Origin of the sequence: Nostoc cycadae WK-1 (assembly GCF_002897135.1) — a bacterium.
Taxonomy (GTDB): Bacteria; Cyanobacteriota; Cyanobacteriia; order Cyanobacteriales; family Nostocaceae; genus Nostoc_B.
In genome coordinates this window covers 14,330-32,985 of the sequence record NZ_DF978441.1, presented here as the reverse complement: position 1 = coordinate 32,985, position 18,656 = coordinate 14,330, and the positions used below count along the sequence as shown (strand labels likewise).

Sequence of the window (18,656 nt, the reverse complement as noted above, 5' to 3'; positions counted from 1 at the left end):
GGTTGAATCGAAAATTATTTAACTGCTATCCATTGGGTAACAGGAGACATCGCACGCCATCCGAGGAATTTACCAATGGGTTCTGCTTTTTGAATAGCAATCCGGGTAAAACTGCCACCAACTTTTTCGTACCATTGAAATAAGGTTTGCTCACTTTCGATGGTGACGGCGTTCGCAACTAAACGACCACCAGGGGGTAGTGCTGACCAGCAAATATCAAATAATCCAGTTGCTGTAACTCCACCACCAATAAAAATAGCGTCTGGGGTGGGTAAGCCTGGTAAAGCTGATGGCGATTTTCCGGCGATAATTTCTAGGTTGGGTGTACCCAAAACTGTGGCATTATCGGCAATATATTGCAGTCTAGATGAATTTTGTTCAATGGCGATCGCTCGACACCGAGGATGGCTTCGCATCCATTCAATGGAAATTGAACCACAACCTGCGCCGACATCCCACAAAAGTTCTCCTGGTAAGGGTGCTAAGGTTGATAAAGTAATCGCTCTGACTTCTCGTTTGGTTAATTGTCCATCGTGATGATAGGCATGATCTGGCAATCCTGGTAATCTTGGTAAAGCGACAACGCCAATATCAGCAATACAATCAACGGCGATGGTATTCAAATCAGCAATTTCTGTTTCACTCCAAGCTGCGGCTGTACTGACAATTATCCGTTCGTGAATCCCGCCGATACGTTCTAAGACAATCATTTTACTCTCACCGTAACCCCGACTTTTGAGGATTTCTGCCACAATTTGCGGGGTTTCCTTACCAGCGCTCAAAATTAATAACTTGGCTTGGGGATAAATATAAGACTGAAGCAAACTCGCAGGACGACCGCATAAACTTAAAGTCTCTACCTCAGTTAATGACCATCCCAGTTTGGCGCAAGCAAGGCTAAAAGCTGAAGGTGCGGGAATAATTGTGATTTCTGAGATGGGAATATGTTTGGTTAATGTGACACCAACGCCGTAACATAGAGGATCACCGCTGGCTAAGATGCAGATTTGCTGACCACGACGGCTGATAATTTCTGCGATTGATGCGGTAAAAGGAGAAGTCCAAGAAATTTTTTGGTGCTGGTCATCACTGGGAAGCATGGCCAAATGCCGATCGCCTCCCATAATAACCTCAGCTTGAGCAATTATAGAACGGGCGATCGCACTTAAACCCTGTAATCCATCTTCGCCAATACCTATAATAGACAGCCATTTCAATGTTTTATTCCCCAGTCCCGATTCGAGAAACTTTCTTACACAAAAGAATACACAAAGTTACTACTAAAAAAGCAACTTCCGCCAATAAAAATGCACCGACAGATGTTAGACCAAGTTGTTTGATTAATAGTGAAACAATCGCCGTTCCGCCAGCACTACCACCAAAATATAAACCTGTACCCAAACCAGCCTGAGTTGTGGGTAGTTTGCCTAGTGCGAAGGGAATCATACTGATCAACACTAAACTAAAACTCATCCCGAAAGCCAGAATTAAGGCGATCGCCAAAATATAATTATCGTTTAATATTGTTAACCCCATCAAGCCTGTCATTGTTCCCAGACCCAGCAACATCGATTTATTTGCACCTAAATCTGCTGTCCAATCTCCTAAAGGTACAGATGCAATTGCTGAGACTAACAGTATCTCAGAGGCGATAAATTCTACTTGCAATCCTGGGAGTTGAGTTTGTAATTCTTGGGGAAAAATGGCAAATAACAGGTTAATTTCAAATCCTGTGGCTAAACCGATGACAAAAATCAAGCTTAACAACACATTCGGCGCAGTTGCAGATTTATCTTGATGATATATAGCCGGAACAAAATTCTGTTTGGGAGTGAATATTTGCAAAATATATGCGCCCAAGACTAAAGCGATCGCGCCTAACATAAAGGTAATCGATGCACCTAGACTAGAAAGTAAAGTGTTGAATAATGGGGCGATCGCTCCCACTGTACCAAACACTAATACCAGAATGGCATTTGCTTGGGGTAGTTCTGTGGCGGGGACAAACTGAGTTAAAAGTGCGATCGCCGGGCCACGAAATATAATCATAGCGATCACCCAAGCCGTCATCAGCACGGGAATAATCCAACGAATACCTGTGGGTAAATTGTAGTCAGCTAACAACGAAACACCGACAAACATTAACCCAGCTAACACCACCCCAAAGCTAATCATGGGTAAACGACTACCCAAGCGCTGCTGGATGCGATCGGAAATTCCCCCATTCAAAGGTTCAAGAACTGCGGCGATTAACCCTTGCACTATTCCCAGCCAACCAGCTAATTCAACTAATTCTAGTTCTTGTAATATTTTTGGTTGATAAAAAGCATATACCATCCAACTGAGGATGATTGCTGCTAGTAAAGCCGCTAATCCCCAAACTTGTCGCCATAATATTTCCCGGCTGGTGTTGCAAGAGTTAACCATTCTTCTGCCTTATACCCGTGGTGTGATTTTAAGACAAATTCTTCTATTTAAATCGCATTAAAAATTGCACAATTGGCAAACAGGAAAATGCTTACCTTGTACAATTCATAACACCTAATTCATAAAAGGTAAGTAGGACTTAGTGATATTACCAATAATACTTTCACTAAAAAATAACCTTACCTACATAATTTTTATCACCATGAATTTAGCAATTTCACTCATCCCTAGATTCACTTAACGTTATTTACTGTACATCTTTAATATCCGCAATTGAGTTAAATACTTTCTAAATTGTATGTTTAACGACAATTTTAGCTATTTTTGCTCTTAGATAAACATTACCATATTAACTAATTTATGTTATCTAACTTTGTATATAATCGATTACTTAATTAGTTACCCAGATTACATCAATAAAATCACTATTATGTCAATTTCCATGCTGGTACAACAGTCAGATTTAATTTTTGAAACATTAAATTAGATTGCTATAGACTCATATAGTTTCAATGTACTGAAAATGGATGGTGCGGACAAATTATACTTTAACGTGAGCTTTGAGATTTACGTAATTCCCAAAGTGAGTAATATTCATTTCGATAAACAAGATTTATTGGGGATTGGTATTGAGTTGCTAATTGCTGTCGCCAAGTGTGAGAAATATTCAAGAAAAAAACCTGACTATAGGTATCAGAAATATTCGGAATAAGTTGATTGTTGACCAATTTAAACCGAACTCGTGGCTCTACAAGATAACTTAAAGAAAACACATTGCCATAATTAATCCCCTCAGCATTGCTAATTAACAATGGACGTTTAGAGCGATTAATAATTTGAGCAGCTTGGAGATTATTGTAACTTACTCCTTTATGCCACCAAGTTTCAGCTTGATAATATACCCGCGAAGAAACTAGTCCACCAATAATTAATAGCGCTATAATTGTTTGCCAGATTCTTCGCCTTGTTAAACTGCCATTATAAAGTTGTGTAGCTAATAAATAAATAACAGCAATCTGCATACCTAAATAAGACGGCAAAAAATATGGTTCAGAACCTAGCTTAATTTCACCAGATATTAAGGCTGGTAAGATTAATGGTAGTGATGGTACTACAATCAAAATCACAATAAATAACCAAACTTTATAGTTCGTAGTGCGACAAAGTAAATAAATCGCGCATCCTATTAAAATTACCAAAAATGCACAGATTAAATAATTGAAATTGTTATCTAATACCAAATCTAAATCAAAAAAGATTCTACTGATTTGCCTTAGTAAAAATGGGAATAAAGGTATTGGTGCTAACTGCGTTTGTATTCCCTGATTTGACAGCAAAAACTGAAAAAATTTAGCTAATCCAATGATCATCCAAGGAATAAAAGCAAAAAAAGCGACAATGGAGGCTAATAGATAAGCTCTAACAGTTTTATTTAGCTGAAATTGGAAAATTGTGATGACATAAATACTATGTGCGATCGCCAAAAATCCACTCCATAAACTGGTATAGAGACTTAATACTAAAGTGACTGTATAAAGGCTCCAAATAGTAAACTGGTCTGGAGGTAGTTTACCTGGAGGTTTTGATTCTAAACGTAAGGCTCGCAGGAGTGCAGCACTGCTGATGATAATAGTGACTAACCAAAGAATATATTCTTGGGCTTCTGTGGCATATATTAAGTAAATTGGCGAGACAGCGGTAATTGCGATCGCTAGCCAAGGTAATGATAATGGGACAACAAATAATTCCCGACATAACCAATAAATACTAGGAAATACTAATAAGCTAATACAAGCCGATAAACTTCTAATGGCTGTAACAGAATTGCCAAAAATTCCTAACCAAAATCGGGCGATCGCATAATAAAGCGGTGGATGCTGGGGGTCTTCCTTCGCTAACGACATAATCGTATCACTCAGTCCCTTTTGTTGATTAATACCTTGGAACTGAGCAAAACTTTCGGAGGTAATTACACGACCATTAAATAATTGCTGTTTGACTTCTGCAACTGTATAACCAGAAATTCGCAATGATGTATATGTTTCATCATGGGAATAAACTTTGCTATCTAGGTTAAAAAAGCGAAACAATACAGACATCACCAGCAAAACAATAATTAAAAACCGCAACCAACTAGGAATGATTGTGTTCTGCTGCATAGTTAGATAAATTATGAATATATGAGGGCGATCGCTACTCAACTTCCACTAAAATCTTTTTTGCTCAAGGCAAACTCGGTTTTTTGGCAAAACATTTCGGTAAATGCCATCTTGTGAAGTTTTCTAGATTGGAAATTGTTAAAAAATCAATTGTTTTAAACTGCCGATCAATCGCAGGCAAACTACATATTTTCGCCCCAATACTTAAATAAGCTTGCACAATATTCGGAATATTTACCTCATATTTATCTAAACAATATTGATCAATTTCTAAACCATATTGCGAATTGGGATAAACTAAAATACTTGAATGTGTGAAATGATTTTTTTGAAAAAAATGATATGTACAAGCGGCTTCTCTAGGAGATTGTGTCATTAACGAAGCACAGCCAAAAAAATATTTATTTTGGCTCCAAATCAGATAATTAGCTAATCCTTCCCATAGCAATAGTAACGCTTGACTGTTACGAAATTCTTTAGCAATACACGCACGTCCAACTTCCACAGATGCTTGTAGCACATTATCAGGAATTGTGTTGAGATTAAACATATCAGCAGCATCAAAGCCCAACCCTTGAGATGCCATTTGATAAGTTTGCATCCGATAAGTGCCAATTGTTTGACCAGTCTGTTGAGAAATCAGCATCAAATGATGACAAACTTCATCAAACTTGTCTCTATCCATCTGGGTTAGGCTAGAACTAGAAAATCCTAAACCTAGTTCCCGATTAAAGACTTCAAACCGCAAGCGGAAGATAGATTCTAATTCTTCTTCAGTTGAGGCCAGCCGCAAGATATACTTATCGGTTTGCAGGACTGGAAAATCTGCCAAAGAAGAAGAATTGAGTGAATAATTGATGTTGCGGTAAGAAATTTCCATCTGTCTTCCAACTTAGATGTGCGGAGATATCCTAGTAAATTCATACGCTTGATCAAAACATTCGATGCACTAATATATCCAAGCGTTACAGACGCAATTGTCTAGGATATATTTCCAGAAAGGTTTTCTGATAAATCTTGACTTGGGAGCGTGTCAGGTTTATCTGATAATTCTTGCTAAACCTCTTCTGAAAACAGTGTTGATTTTCCCCATTTCATCGACAATTCCTCTCCCTGTCATGATTTGAGAAGTCAGCAGAGTCACCAGAGTGAGAAATGGGTGCTTTTATTATGCCTTTGGCTAGGAAAAAAATCTGGCAATAAGATACAAATTTTACGAATACATAGATTAATTTTGTTGTCAATAGACAATTTTTCGAGATAAAGCAGGGGAGCAGTGATGTCAAGTTTGTATAAATACCAAAACTCTCTACCTGCCCTACATCAATCAAATTGAGGATAGTCATTCCATAAAGTTGTTATTTCGCGCAAACTTTGGTGATTTCCATTACCTAAAATTACATGATCTAGCAACGGAATACCCAATAACTGCGCTCCTGCTAATAATTGACGAGTCAATTCTATATCTTCTTGACTAGGTTCAATGTTCCCAGAAGGATGGTTGTGGGCGACTATTACTCGTGTTGCACCTTGACGAATTACTTCCCGAAAAATTTCTCGTGGCGAAGCTAGGGTTTCGGTAGCAGTACCAATGCTAATAACTTGTGTACCTAACAAACGATTTTTAACATCCAATAACAATACTGCAAAACGTTCTTGGGTTTGCCACATTAAATCTTGACTAAGCGCCGCCGCCGCCGCCATTGGACTATCAATTGCAGCGCCATCTGAAGGGCGGGAGAGAAAGGCACGTTTGCCTAGTTCGACCGCAGCTAAAATGCTGGTGGCTTTTGCTGGGCCGATACCAGGAACTTGCATTAATTCTGCTGGGGTAACTTCTCGTAAAACTGCCAATGGGTCACGTTGGTGTTTGCTTAATTCTTGTAAAAGATATTGTCCCAAACCCACTGCTGAGAGTTTTCCTGGCCCTTGACCAGTGCCTAAAAGAATTGCAATTAACTCCGCTGTTGCTAAAATTTTGGGGCCATGAGTCATCAAACGTTCACGCGGACGTTCATTTGTGGGGATGTCGGCAATTCTCAGACAATAGGTCATAGAAGCATTCAAAGAATAGTTACCGAGATGGAACTATTTTTAGTTATCCCTTGTTTGCGCTCAAAATTATCTTAATTTGAGAAAATCTTTAATTTTGGCAAGTACTAGAGCATCAATTCACTAATCAAAAACCTCCTTCCCTACTAGGGAAAGAGGTCAACCTATTTCTCTTTACACTCCTTCTACAGCCGCAACCACGCCAAAAATCAGAAATAAGCATCCACCAATAAAGGTAAGTTGGCGTTCAGAAATGCGTCCGGCGATGAGTTTACCACCGATAACTGCGATCGCTGCACAAATACTATGTCCTAAAACGGCTCCAATTGTTACCCCAATTGGATTATTACCCGCCGCTAAAGCAATGGTGGCAATTTGTGTGCGATCACCCCACTCTGCCATAAATGTTAATAAGAAGGCTTCTGTTAAAATTGCCCAAGGGGTTTTGCGCTTTGGTAGCTGTGCATCTGCTTTTTTCACAGCGGCTTCTGCTTCTTCTACAACATCTGCATCACAACTCGCCGCCGCCATTTTACTCGCGTCATATAACAGCTTCATACCGAAGGCCAGAAACAAAGCAATTTCCGCATAATGAATGTAAATTTTTGGGAGTAAAGATGCTGCTTGTCCAAATACTACCGAGAGGATAGTCATTGCTGCTAAGGCGGCTGTTACCCCAATAAACACCAAGCGCCGCGAATGGTGCATTGCCAGAATTACAGCAATAAAAAAAGTTTTATCACCAAGCTCAGAAACGGTAATTAATAATAAACCTGCGGTAAAAGCTGTTAACACTCTCTCAAGCTCCTGAAAAATTCGTAGCGATGTGAGCTTGAAGAGAGCCAAAAGACCTCACCAAGCTCACATCTTGTTTGTGAACTTAGTGAAGGTCTCGCTTTCAAATACTTAGCATTTGACATCTGAACCAGGCTTATCACCAGTATGTTGACTCAGATGAACTGGCTTTTAACTGAAAAAGTTATGCCAGTAGCTACTCCCCTTCGATTAACTTAAATGTTACATCTATCTATAGTTAGAGTCAATCATTAAATTTTAATGACTGTCGGCAACTACGATCATCTTAGCAGTTGCTACCGTGACCAGAGACTGTCAAATACAAAAAATATCCCAGTCATCGCTGATGACAGAATTTTTGGCAACAATCAAATGGAGTGTTAGGTGTAATCAAAATAACCTTGAGCAAAAGTGCGATCGCATCTGGTAGTAACTTACATTCATGGTAAGAAAAACACTCTCAAACTTTCATTCCTCTGTGCGTCAGTCTGATGATTAATGAAAAATGTGAAGTATTGAGCATTGCAAATACCGTCTCATGGTAAATTACTAAGGCTTGGAGTTGGGAAACTCCGGTGAAATTCCGGGACTGTGCCGCAGCTGTGAAGGGAAATCCCAAGTCAGAATGCCAACTCCGGGTGTGTCTAGAAGACACAATGATGATCTAATCTCTGCGTCGCACAGAGAAGGAGTTAGGACTTTGTTTTCGGGATTTACTGCCTGTCCAGGCTTATTTTATGCTACATCGGCTCAAGATGGCATTTTGTCTCGCCTGAGAATACCTGGTGGGATACTTAATAGTCAACAATGTCAGGCGATCGCAGACATAGCAGATAATTACGGTGGTGGCTACGTTGATGTCACAAATCGCGCTAACCTGCAAATCAGAGAAATTAGTCAAGGTATCAACAGCGGAGTTCTCCAGCAATTGCAAAATTTGGGTTTAGGTTCTCACAATTCGGCTGTAGACCACATCCGCAATATTATGACTAGCCCCACAGCAGGTATCGACCCAGATGAATTAATCGATACTCGCCCTTTAGTTAAAAACTGGGATGACTATATAGCAGCGCATCCTGAACTATCAGGACTATCAGCCAAGTTTAGCGTTTGCTTTGATGGCGGTGGAAAAGTTGCGGTAAGCGATCGCCTCAATGATATTCTGTTTACTACTGAGTTAATCGACACTCAAGTTTACTTGCGCCTGCATCTGGGATTAATTAAAAGCAAACCACCCATTGATACAGGAATTATCTTGTTACCAGAACAATGTTTGTCTATTTTGGCAGCTTTAGCAGATGTTTATTTACATCATATTGATATCAATAGTCAGCGTAAGCCACGTTTGCGAGAAATAGTAAACAGTTTGGGATGGGAAAATTATCTTCAGCAAGTTGAACAGCGGTTAAATTTTTCTTGGCAACGCTGTGAGAAGTTTATCAACACATCTTCTCAAACAAAGAAGGAAGAATGTTTCAGCCATATTGGTGTTCATCCCCAACGACAGGAAAATTTATTTTATATCGGCGTAGTTTTGCCTTTGGGTAGGCTTGAAAGTCAGCAAATACGGCGTTTGGGCGATTTAGCAGCAAAATATGGTAGCGGGACTATTCGACTCACACCTTGGCAAAATTTGCTCATTACGGATATTCACCAAAAGAGCGTTATTGATGTTCAAAATAAAATAGCTGAATTCGGATTAGATTCTACAGTCACAAATATTAAAAGTTCATTAATTGCTTGTTCTGGTAAACGGGGTTGTGCTGCTTCTGCTACAGATACCAAAGGTCATGCTTTGGCGTTAGCCGATTACCTAGAAACTCATGTTAAGCTAGATAGCCCAATTAATATTCACTTTAGCGGCTGTGAAAAATCTTGCGCTCAACATCACAACAGTGACATCACCTTACTAGGTGTGAGCGATGGGCTGCGCCCCGCCGTAGGCGATCGCAATATAGAAAGTTATCACGTTTATGTTGGGGATAGAGAAAATCACGCCAAATTCGGTCGAAAAATTTATCAATACGTTAGTTTTGCAGAACTACCTGCATTAATTGAACAAATACTCAAAGTGTATAAAATTTATCGCTTTAATCATGACGAATCTTTTCTAGAATTTGTCAATCGTTATAGTATTACCCAACTAAAAGATTTATTGAAGAGTCCCAAAATCTGCGTTAATTTGCGTTAATCTGCGGTTTGTAATTGAAAATGTCCGAATATATCCGAAACGCTAACGAAATCTACCGTAATTCTTTTTCTATCATTCGGTCAGAAGCTAACTTAGATGTGCTGCCAATTGATGTAGCAAAAGTTGCTGTACGTCTGATTCATGCCTGTGGAATGACGGATATTGTAACTGACTTGGGATATTCATCCACAGCAGTGCAATCAGCACGCGCCGCATTAACAGCAGGTGCGCCAATTTTATGTGATTGTCGGATGGTTGCCGAAGGAGTCACGAGGCGGCGACTACCAGCCAATAACGCAGTTATCTGCACCCTGAATTATCCAGAAGTCCCAGAACTCGCTCAAAAACTGGGTAATACAAGGTCAGCCGCCGCTTTAGAATTATGGCGATCGCACTTAGAAAACTCAGTCGTTGCCATTGGTAATGCACCCACCGCCCTATTTAGGTTACTCGAAATGTTAGACCAAGGAGCGCCGAAACCAGCGGTGATTTTAGGTTTCCCTGTTGGATTTGTGGGTGCAGCCGAATCAAAAGCCGCATTAGCAGCAGATAGTCGGAATGTACCATTTATGACATTACATGGTCGGCGGGGTGGAAGTGCGATCGCCGCCGCCGCAGTTAACGCCTTGGCAACGGAGGAAGAATAATTATGACAACCAAAGGCCGTCTATATGGAGTTGGTGTCGGCCCTGGCGACCCCGAACTATTGACAGTCAAAGCACTGCGGTTATTGCAGGCTGCACCTGTAATTGCCTATCAATCAGCCACAGATAAAGAGAGTATAGCGCGGGCGATCGTTTCGCAGTATTTAACTGGCGAACAAATTGAAGTCCCCTTTCACCTCCCCCGCGCCCTAGAACCAGAAAAAGCCAAGGCTATATATGACCAAGAAGTTGAGCCAATTGCTCAACACCTTGCCGCTGGACGCGATGTCGTAGTTTTGTGTGAAGGAGACCCGTTTTTCTACGGTTCCTTCATGTATGTATTCACACGCTTATCTCAGCATTACCATACCGAAGTAGTTCCCGGTGTTTCCTCACTCATGGCTTGTCCAGTCGCTTTAGGCGTACCCTTCACCTACTACAACGATATTCTCACCGTTTTACCAGCCCCACTACCAGCAGAAGAATTAATCACACAACTGTTAACTACCGATGCAGCTGCAATTATGAAATTAGGCCGCCATTTTACAAAAGTGCGAGACATTTTGGAGCAGTTAGGATTAGCATCACGGGCATTGTATATTGAACGGGCAACAATGTCACAACAGAGAATTGTCCCATTAAATGAAGTTGACCCGGCTGAAGTACCTTATTTTGCCATGATTGTTATACCCAGTAAAAATCGCTTGTAAAGAACTACAAAAATTTTAAGAAATATACGCAATGCTAAAATATTAGTACTAAAAATCAACAATTGTATGGTTACACTGCGACTCAGGCAAATTCGATTTACGCCAGGTCAGCGCGTGATACTGGAAGATGTAATTTGGCAAGAATTTGAGGCAATTCTTGATGAATTAGGAGAGCATCGTAACAGTCGTATTGCCTACAACCAAGGCATACTAGAAATTATGGTTCCCCTCCCAGAGCATGAGAAAATTAAAGTCATTATTGGGGACTTAGTAAAAATCCTCCTTGATGAACTTGATTTGTACTGGGAATCTCTTGGTTCAACAACCTTTAAGCGTGAAGATATGGCTGCGGGGATCGAACCAGACGATTGCTTTTACATTCAAAATTATGAATTGATGATTGGTAAAGAACGCATTGACTTAAGCGTTGACCCTCCACCTGATTTAGCAATTGAAATTGATATCACTTCAAAAACTAAAGCAAGTGCCTATCAAGCATTAAAAGTTCCAGAAATTTGGCGGTACTTTCAAGGCAAGTTAGAAATCAATTTACTTCAAGGGGATAAATATATTAAGTCTGAGACAAGTTTGATTTTTCCCAATTTTGGAGTTATTGAAGAAATTCCCCGATTTATAGAGATGGCAAAAACTACAGGAACTACGCTAACGCTGAGAGCATTTCGTCAGTGGGTAAGAGAATATATCGCCACTCACAAACCTTAAGAATGTGGGAAATAAATTAGGATTTTATTTAATACTATTGTAGCTTTGACAAGACATTTTGATAGTATCTAGCAGCCATTTCTTCGGCTTTTTCATACACAATCAACGGGTCTTTTAGCATATCACCTGGTTCAGTTTCTAAATCGCTAGTTGATAAAGACACTCGCCCTTTTTCCACATCCATCCAGATAATTATTGCTCTAATCCAGTCACCAATTTGAAAGACCTTTTCTGGATGTTCAACAGGTTGTTGAGAAATTGCGGAGATATGTAGTAGTGCATAATATCCTCCAATATCAACGAAGACACCATACGGCTTAATTTTACTGATACTGCCATCTATAATTTGACCAAGCTTAAGTGTTTTTAGTCTTGCCTTTGCTAAACGGCTACGATTATGAATTGTTCGTCTGGTGATGGAGTTCTCACGTAGTTCATAATTGTTGATATAACTCAATTTTCCGTTGCTCATACCAACTAGCATCTAATTCACCTAAGGCAATATCTATTGGTACATTTTTGTATAAACTAACAAGTGCGTAGACTTCTCTAATTTGACCGTTAGCTGCTAAATTTGCTATCCATAAAAGTACATCATGTAAAGTTAATAACCATTGTTGTTCTAGAGTTAGTTGGTTCGATATGGTTTCACGTCCGGTTTCAGGAATCCTGCTATGTCCTCCTCCATACATTGCTAAACGTGTTCGCCAATTTTGACCAGAACTATTATTTGGCTTGAGCAAAGCACCCCAATTTGTATTATTCAGATTATCAATGTACGACCATTTTGATGATTGATATTCATCTTGAATAAATTTGATTATTCCATCATGAAAAGCCTTAATTAATTCGCAACGTTCAATCGTAATATTAAGGCGTGTTGTAGTATTTCTATCAGACATCCACTGCTCAACTCGAAATTGCACAAATAAATCGCTTAAATTCTCAGCTATTAGCTCTACTCCATAACCTACTTTACTTATAATCATTTTAGTAGGTAGTTGCAAATCTCGAATTTGCCCTAACCAAATGTACAATTCTTGGTATGGATCGAATGTAGATGATGTCCAAGTTTCAGTACAAAGATTATCGGTTTCTATACGGAGTAAAATCAATCCTCTCAGAACTTGATTATTCAAGGATTGGGTAAAAGTCACTCTCATTTTACAACCAAGCAATTATCTTGGCATTTTCTGGTAATTTGGCGTTTTTCTGCCCAGCCATCCGGGCTTGAATGACAAACACAGTAATGGGAGTATTGAATAAATCTACAAGAGTAGCTTTACCAGCGATCGCCTTTACAGTATTTTTGGGTAATTCTTTGAACATCCAACGTGCTAATCGATGTCCATATTCTGCCAGCTTCAATTCTGGCATCAGTTCTATCCCATGTAATTCATGCAAATAGCGATTTGAACGTCCATAACGTCGCCATTGACTCGCCAGTTCTTTGAGTGTGGTACGGTGGCGGTGCTGTACAGTCGCCTGGGGTGCAAACTCTAAACGCCCAAGATTTTGCTGTAGAATCCGCCAGCAAATATCTGCATCACCACCAGTAGTTAAATAAGGACGAAATAAGCCGACTTTTTCTAAAGCAGTGCGGCGAATTGCTAAATTAGCAGTTTGTCCATAGGCGCAAAAGGGGTGCGCTAAAGTATGCTTTTGCGATAAGATATCCTGAAGTTCAGCGTATTGTTCTAATAAACTGTTACCGGGGAGTGCTGTAATTTCCCCAGCAACAATTACCACCTCGGAATTTACAAAAGGTTGAATAAGTGATTCTAGCCATTGGGGTTGGGGATGACAATCAGCATCAGTAAAAGCGATAATTTCTCCAGTTGCAGCGCGAATTCCTGTATTCCTCGCTGCGTAAGAACTTTGAATTTGATTTTCGCTCAAAGCACTAATTTTAATTGCTGAATTTGCCGCAGTTTCTTGGAGTAAGGCTAAAGTGCGATCGCTACTGTTATTATCTACCAACAAGTATTCTACACAGTCTTTAGGGTAGGTTTGCGCCGACAAACAAGCAATCAAAGCGGATAAATCTGTCTCGGCATTATAAATAGGAACAACCACCGACACCATTGGCAAAAATCTGGCGGCGGTGGTTGTGTCAACTGGCTGATAATTCATAAGATTAGGGAATTTGGCAATGGGATTACTCATTATTATTCCCAATCCCAAAATCCTATAAAGATTTAATCAGGCAGTTTTTCTCACTCCAGCAATTGAGTTACAAACCCTTATACATGAATCGGTGTTCTAGAACTTCAAAGTTTCAGTACTAGCACTCACAGGTGGGATGTTTTGAATCACAGAAGACTGAGCGAAACTGTTGCTAGATAAAGCTGCGATCGCTCCAGCATACTGCGGATCGCTGGGAGTACCAATTAAATTAGGGTTAGATGCTAACTGACGCTCTTGAGCTTCTGTCAAATCTATCTTGATATCTGGTGCGATTCCCTTATGGTTAATATCAGTTCCCAATGGGGTGTAGTAGTGGGCGATAGTGACAGCTAAACCAGAACCATCTGATAATTCATGCACTGACTGTACTAAAGCTTTACCAAAGGTTTGACTACCAATAACTACTGCACGTTTATTATCTTTGAGCGCACCTGTTAAAATTTCGCTGGCACTAGCTGAATTACCATCTACCAGTATTGCCAAGGGGAGTTTTGTCAAAGAAGTATGATTCGCCTTGGTTTGTTCACTGCTACCTTGACGGTCAACTGTGCGGACTATTGCACCATTATCCATCCACATCCGGGCAATTTCGATACTAGCCTGCAATAAACCACCAGGGTTCCCACGCAGATCTAAGACAAAAGCATCAACTTTCTTACCATTCAAATCACGAATTGCTCGACGCATCTGATCTGCGGCGTGGCCGCTAAACTCTCTTAAGCGGATGTAACCTACACGGCGATTACCTTCTTGCTTGAGGTTATAACTAACTGTTGGCACTTCAATTGTTGCCCGTGTCAGTTTCAAGTCAAACGCACCCTGTCCGCTTCTTTCCAAACGTAAAGTGATTGGAGTACCTGCTTGACCACGAATTAGTTTGGAAGCATCATCCACCTTCAGTTTTACAGTGGGTTTCCCATCAATTGCTAATATCTCGTCCCCAGCTTTAATCCCTGCTTTCAATGCTGGAGAATTATCTATGGCTTCCACAACCGTCAGGCGCTGAGTTTTTTCGTTCAGTTCCATCCGAATACCAATACCTGAGACTTCCCCAGAGGTTTGATTGGTAAGAGCCTCATACTGTTTGGGATCCATAAATCTGGTATACGGATCACCCAATTTTTGTAAAGCTTCGCGGATAGCTATGTATGCTTCTTGCTTAGAAGAATAATCTTTACTTAATAGGCTCTGCCTAGTTGCTTGCCAATCTTGTTGATTAAAAGTTCCATCAACATACTCACGATTTACCAGTTGCCATACCTGGTCAATTAAGGTTTTAGGGCTATCTTGTAGGGCGGCACGAACGCAGCGAGTCCAAGCAGGGCCAAATACGGATACAGCGGCGGTTGTGGCGATCGCTCCACCAATCATGGCTAGTTGGAGCGGCGAGTAATGTTTCGCAGATTGGTTCATGTATATTAGCTGGAATGGTTGTTTTATTGAAAGTTTAGCAATCAGACTTTTCAGAGACTTTTAAGTTTTTATAATCTATTTTCAGTTAAGCTTTCTTCATTATTTTCCCCTCGAAATTACCCTAAAAATTTGGACTTACTTCCCATTAGTGTTGTAACCATACATCTGCTAAATAAGTTAGCAGTCTAATCTCGCACCATACAAGTATTGTGACACTTTTAACGGTGTCATATTTACACCCTATATTAATTTTATAAGATAGCATTTTGTTGGCTGGACTGCTGGCATTTTCTATATTCTTTAACTCAGCTTTTTTCAGCTATGACATGAGACATAAATTTACTCACAATTCATCAATTTCTGACAAGAGAAAATTAAATAAAACGTTGCAATTGCTACAAAAAATTTTACGTGGTTTATGCCTAGTTTTGGGTTGCTGGCTAATTTTCACAACTATAACCTTAGTTTCTGCTTCTTCCAAGCCGGTTGATGCTTTGTTTGTACTTGGTGGCAGTATTCGCCGTGAAATCTATGTTGCCCAACAAGCAAAACAAAATCCCCAAATTCCCATTTTAATTTCTCGTGGTTCTCTAGACCCCTGTATATGGCTGATTTTTCAAAGAGAGGCAGCAGATTTACAAAACGTTTGGTTAGAAAACTGCGCGAATTCTACTTTTGATAATTTCTACTATGGGATTCCCATTCTGAAACGCTGGGGAGTACATAAAGTAAAGTTAATTAGCTCTCCCAGTCATTTCCCTAGAGCTAAATGGATGGCTCAGATTCTTTTAGGAGCGCAAGGTATTTGGGTAGAACCAGAGGTCGTTAAAGAAAAAGGTCGTCCGGCTAATCGGGAATATTGGTGGAAAACAGCATTTGACATCACACGCAGTTTATTGTGGGCGGTGGTCAGTCAATTTATTCAACCACAATGTTCACATATTACCCAACTGACTGATGTGGATATGCAACGTTGGCAACGTCAAGGTTTTGTCTGTGAACGACAAGGCGGCTTAGGGAGCAAGGGAGGAAGAGGTCAGGGGGGCATGGGTGTGGGAGAGTAAGGGTTTGAGGGTGTAAGGGAAAAACTAATAAACATTGACTCTTAATTATCTTTCCAACAGATTGGGGATACCTTCGCAACCACCGGAAATAGTGGCTCTAGTTGTTTCTCCGCCCCAAGCACAGCAGTAGTAACGGTTAGCCTCAGACATTCTTTGAACATTTGTGAAATCGGCATTTTCAATCACAGCCCCTGTGTGTTCACCAGTTTCGTAGTTGGGTGGTTCTGTACGACTACGGGGCGAAGCTTTCTCGACAGAACCATAAAATAAACGCACTCCATTCATATCAGCACCGCTAAGATTGGCATCATATAAAATGGTGCGGGAGAGGTTGGCTTTGACTAAGTCGCAGGCACTTAGGTTAGCACGAACAAGATTAGCTTCACTCAAGTCAGTCCAACGCAAATCTGTACCAGCAAGGTCAGCGGTGGCTAACATTACACCTAAGTCAATGACGCGTACACCTTCTAAACGGTCTTCTGCATAACCACCCATACCATTGAGAATCGCTCGACCTAAGCGCCGATCGCGTTTTAAGGGTGTAAGTAATTTAGAACGGGAGAGAAAGCGGAGAATTTTGGCTTTACCACTGCCATCAACACTACTAAAAATTGCGGCTGTGCGGCCTTCGGCGATCGCTCTTTCTTGTGGCCAGTCTTCTAATAAGCCTTCTTCATCTAGCACCAAGTCCGAAATGCCTTGGAAATAAGAATCTATGGTTTGCTGCTGAGTAATGATATTTTGTTGAACTGTCAGCAAATTTTGTTGAATTGTTAGGTCTTTGGAAATAACGTATTGTCGCCACGCGACATAAACGGCAATGATGGCAATTAAAATTTGCCCCAATGCCCCAAACCATTCTGCTAAAGTCCCAGAGGCTTCCCAGTTGATTTTGCGTCCTAACATCAGTAGGCGATCGCCAATCCCAGAGAATTTGATCAAGCCCACAATGGCTGCTATTAGTCCGAAGAAGCCGACAAACAAGGTTCTGTCTTCTGGTGTAAACCATTCTTTGAGAATATATTGCAACCAAGGTAATAGCATAGCTAAAGACAATACCAAAGTTAGCAAGGTGCCGATAATTCCCAAAATCCAGTTATTAACGATAACTCCCAGAAAAATCACAGCGATCGCCGCTATTGTTAGCATTAATGCCCTGGGCTTAACCGTGAATTGATGAGTAGGGCGTTGCTGCATATTAGAACGAGCTTGCTGCATCACGGCGGCATTCTGCGACGATTGCAAAGAGGAAATTGCCGCCAGCGCTTGTTGTGCTGTCAGTGCTTCTGGACTTAAATGACTATCCCTAGAGCCACCATCGAAGTCATCTGGCTCCTGTTCAGTTAAAGGTTCTCGGCTTGGTGGATTGGGAGAGTTAGATTCAATTGCCATGCTTTCTATTTTGCCCCAGTATACTCAGTTCAACAGCTGTTTTATGTTAACTGCTAAGAGGTAGAATTCGGCACAGGGCGATCGCTTTAAAAGGTAACAGGAAACAGGGAACAGGGAACGGATAATAGGGAAAGGGCCAGAGTTTGATACTTCATAACTCATAAATCCATACATTTATTTAGTAAAAAATTTCCTGCTATTTAAATAGGTGCGATGCCTAACCAAATTGCCTCTACCAGACTCTGCACAAATGAAAACACAACTTTTGGTTGATGTTCTAAATCAAAGTCTTTAACAGGTTCAGTTGTAAAACTAGTTTGAGAAAAGGGTTTTTGCTCCGAAAGAACATAATTCATCAGAGTTCCTACTAAGATATGAGCAACTATTTTGGCATTTACAGGACGTAATCTACTGAGGCTAATTTCTCGCTCTAGAAAAGAAGTTAGTACTTTAACATCCTGCATTAATCCCTGCTCTTTTCTGTTACAAGGTTCGGGAAAAGCACTACCACGGGAACGCAGCATCATAAAGCGGGGCAGTACTTCACTGTAAAATTCTAAAATCTGAAGACATACCTGAATCAGATTTTCTTTGAGATTACCTGTACCGCATAAGTTTTCCAGTTCTTTCATCCACAAAGGTCTTTCTGGAAGACCCATAGCGGCAAAAAACAATTCTTCTTTCGTAGAAAAGCGCTTGAAAATTGAAGCCTCAGAAATACCAGCTAGTTGAGCAATTTCTATAGTTGAACCACCAAAACCTTGCTGAAGGAAAACTTTGCGGGCAGCTTCTAAAATTTGCTGATTAGTAATTTTAGGTTTACGAGCCATAAATTAGTAACTACACACTGATGAATTTATTATTGGTTAATGCTCATGTCAAGACTTGTGACAAAGGGA

General features: G+C 40.4%; 17 protein-coding genes and 1 riboswitch. Of the genes, 5 read left to right on the top strand and 12 right to left on the bottom strand.

Annotated features, from left to right (window positions below; genetic code table 11):
- Window positions 1-14 precede the first annotated feature (14 nt).
- The 6 genes from cbiE to NCWK1_RS24510 all read right to left on the bottom strand — a co-directional run bounded on the left by cbiE (window position 15) and on the right by NCWK1_RS24510 (window position 7,433).
- On the bottom strand, window positions 15-1,217 hold the full coding sequence (gene cbiE / locus NCWK1_RS24535; protein WP_103126514.1) for a precorrin-6y C5,15-methyltransferase (decarboxylating) subunit CbiE: 1,203 nt from the start codon (window positions 1,215-1,217) through the stop codon (window positions 15-17).
- Window positions 1,218-1,221: 4 nt separating this feature from the next.
- On the bottom strand, window positions 1,222-2,427 hold the full coding sequence (locus NCWK1_RS24530) for an MFS transporter (RefSeq protein ID WP_103126513.1): 1,206 nt from the start codon (window positions 2,425-2,427) through the stop codon (window positions 1,222-1,224).
- Between the two features lie 548 nt (window positions 2,428-2,975).
- Window positions 2,976-4,586: a glycosyltransferase family 39 protein gene (locus NCWK1_RS24525; protein WP_103126512.1), complete on the bottom strand. Its 1,611-nt coding sequence runs from the start codon at window positions 4,584-4,586 to the stop codon at window positions 2,976-2,978.
- A 64-nt stretch (window positions 4,587-4,650) separates the two neighbouring features.
- Window positions 4,651-5,466 carry a GNAT family N-acetyltransferase gene (locus NCWK1_RS24520; protein ID WP_103126511.1) on the bottom strand — a complete coding sequence of 272 codons (816 nt, stop codon included), beginning with the start codon at window positions 5,464-5,466 and terminating at the stop codon, window positions 4,651-4,653.
- A gap of 443 nt (window positions 5,467-5,909) precedes the next feature.
- Window positions 5,910-6,641, bottom strand: a complete 732-nt coding sequence (gene radC / locus NCWK1_RS24515; protein ID WP_096582858.1) for a RadC family protein — start codon at window positions 6,639-6,641, stop codon at window positions 5,910-5,912.
- Window positions 6,642-6,812: 171 nt separating this feature from the next.
- Window positions 6,813-7,433, bottom strand: coding sequence for a TMEM165/GDT1 family protein (locus NCWK1_RS24510; protein WP_096582860.1), 621 nt, complete (start codon window positions 7,431-7,433; stop codon window positions 6,813-6,815).
- Between the two features lie 555 nt (window positions 7,434-7,988).
- A riboswitch (adenosylcobalamin-variant (AdoCbl-variant) riboswitch) is annotated at window positions 7,989-8,072 on the top strand.
- Between the two features lie 61 nt (window positions 8,073-8,133).
- Here NCWK1_RS24510 and cobG point away from each other — a divergent pair.
- From cobG to NCWK1_RS24490, 4 genes are all read left to right on the top strand, one after another.
- On the top strand, window positions 8,134-9,624 hold the full coding sequence (cobG, locus tag NCWK1_RS24505; protein ID WP_103126510.1) for a precorrin-3B synthase: 1,491 nt from the start codon (window positions 8,134-8,136) through the stop codon (window positions 9,622-9,624).
- 20 nt (window positions 9,625-9,644) lie between these two features.
- Window positions 9,645-10,271: a precorrin-8X methylmutase gene (locus tag NCWK1_RS24500; protein WP_103126509.1), complete on the top strand. Its 627-nt coding sequence runs from the start codon at window positions 9,645-9,647 to the stop codon at window positions 10,269-10,271.
- 2 nt (window positions 10,272-10,273) lie between these two features.
- Window positions 10,274-10,978: a precorrin-2 C(20)-methyltransferase gene (locus NCWK1_RS24495; RefSeq protein WP_103126508.1), complete on the top strand. Its 705-nt coding sequence runs from the start codon at window positions 10,274-10,276 to the stop codon at window positions 10,976-10,978.
- A 66-nt stretch (window positions 10,979-11,044) separates the two neighbouring features.
- Window positions 11,045-11,701, top strand: coding sequence for a Uma2 family endonuclease (locus NCWK1_RS24490; protein WP_103126507.1), 657 nt, complete (start codon window positions 11,045-11,047; stop codon window positions 11,699-11,701).
- A 34-nt stretch (window positions 11,702-11,735) separates the two neighbouring features.
- Here the strand turns inward: NCWK1_RS24490 and NCWK1_RS29965 are convergent, their stop codons facing one another.
- The 4 genes from NCWK1_RS29965 to ctpB form a co-directional block, all read right to left on the bottom strand.
- A complete protein-coding gene (locus NCWK1_RS29965; protein ID WP_222838817.1) occupies window positions 11,736-12,158 on the bottom strand; it encodes a S1 RNA-binding domain-containing protein in 423 nt (140 codons plus the stop codon).
- On the bottom strand, window positions 12,136-12,858 hold the full coding sequence (locus tag NCWK1_RS29960) for a hypothetical protein (RefSeq protein ID WP_222838816.1): 723 nt from the start codon (window positions 12,856-12,858) through the stop codon (window positions 12,136-12,138). The genes NCWK1_RS29965 and NCWK1_RS29960 overlap by 23 nt, the downstream gene beginning before the upstream one ends.
- A 7-nt stretch (window positions 12,859-12,865) precedes the next feature.
- The gene (locus tag NCWK1_RS24480) at window positions 12,866-13,834 is read right to left on the bottom strand and encodes a glycosyltransferase family 2 protein (RefSeq protein ID WP_103126549.1); all 969 of its coding nucleotides are present in this window, start codon (window positions 13,832-13,834) and stop codon (window positions 12,866-12,868) included.
- 129 nt (window positions 13,835-13,963) lie between these two features.
- Window positions 13,964-15,301, bottom strand: coding sequence for a carboxyl-terminal processing protease CtpB (ctpB, locus tag NCWK1_RS24475; RefSeq protein ID WP_103126506.1), 1,338 nt, complete (start codon window positions 15,299-15,301; stop codon window positions 13,964-13,966).
- A gap of 326 nt (window positions 15,302-15,627) precedes the next feature.
- On the opposite strand from ctpB, the gene NCWK1_RS24470 reads away from it, so the two are divergent.
- Entirely contained in the window at window positions 15,628-16,365 is a 738-nt protein-coding gene (locus tag NCWK1_RS24470) for a YdcF family protein (protein WP_103126505.1), read from the top strand.
- A 45-nt stretch (window positions 16,366-16,410) separates the two neighbouring features.
- Here the strand turns inward: NCWK1_RS24470 and NCWK1_RS24465 are convergent, their stop codons facing one another.
- Entirely contained in the window at window positions 16,411-17,757 is a 1,347-nt protein-coding gene (locus tag NCWK1_RS24465) for a pentapeptide repeat-containing protein (RefSeq protein ID WP_103126504.1), read from the bottom strand.
- Window positions 17,758-17,957: 200 nt separating this feature from the next.
- Window positions 17,958-18,587, bottom strand: coding sequence for a TetR/AcrR family transcriptional regulator (locus NCWK1_RS24460; RefSeq protein ID WP_096582880.1), 630 nt, complete (start codon window positions 18,585-18,587; stop codon window positions 17,958-17,960).
- Window positions 18,588-18,656 lie beyond the last annotated feature (69 nt).

Coding starts and splice junctions, on each gene's coding strand:
- NCWK1_RS24530 (WP_103126513.1), bottom strand. CDS start 2,427: ATGGTTAACTCTTGCAACACCAGCCGGGAAATATTATGGCGACAAGTT.
- NCWK1_RS24525 (WP_103126512.1), bottom strand. CDS start 4,586: ATGCAGCAGAACACAATCATTCCTAGTTGGTTGCGGTTTTTAATTATT.
- NCWK1_RS24520 (WP_103126511.1), bottom strand. CDS start 5,466: ATGGAAATTTCTTACCGCAACATCAATTATTCACTCAATTCTTCTTCT.
- radC (WP_096582858.1), bottom strand. CDS start 6,641: ATGACCTATTGTCTGAGAATTGCCGACATCCCCACAAATGAACGTCCG.
- NCWK1_RS24500 (WP_103126509.1), top strand. CDS start 9,645: ATGTCCGAATATATCCGAAACGCTAACGAAATCTACCGTAATTCTTTT.
- NCWK1_RS24495 (WP_103126508.1), top strand. CDS start 10,274: ATGACAACCAAAGGCCGTCTATATGGAGTTGGTGTCGGCCCTGGCGAC.
- NCWK1_RS24490 (WP_103126507.1), top strand. CDS start 11,045: ATGGTTACACTGCGACTCAGGCAAATTCGATTTACGCCAGGTCAGCGC.
- NCWK1_RS24480 (WP_103126549.1), bottom strand. CDS start 13,834: ATGAATTATCAGCCAGTTGACACAACCACCGCCGCCAGATTTTTGCCA.
- ctpB (WP_103126506.1), bottom strand. CDS start 15,301: ATGAACCAATCTGCGAAACATTACTCGCCGCTCCAACTAGCCATGATT.
- NCWK1_RS24470 (WP_103126505.1), top strand. CDS start 15,628: ATGAGACATAAATTTACTCACAATTCATCAATTTCTGACAAGAGAAAA.
- NCWK1_RS24465 (WP_103126504.1), bottom strand. CDS start 17,757: ATGGCAATTGAATCTAACTCTCCCAATCCACCAAGCCGAGAACCTTTA.
- NCWK1_RS24460 (WP_096582880.1), bottom strand. CDS start 18,587: ATGGCTCGTAAACCTAAAATTACTAATCAGCAAATTTTAGAAGCTGCC.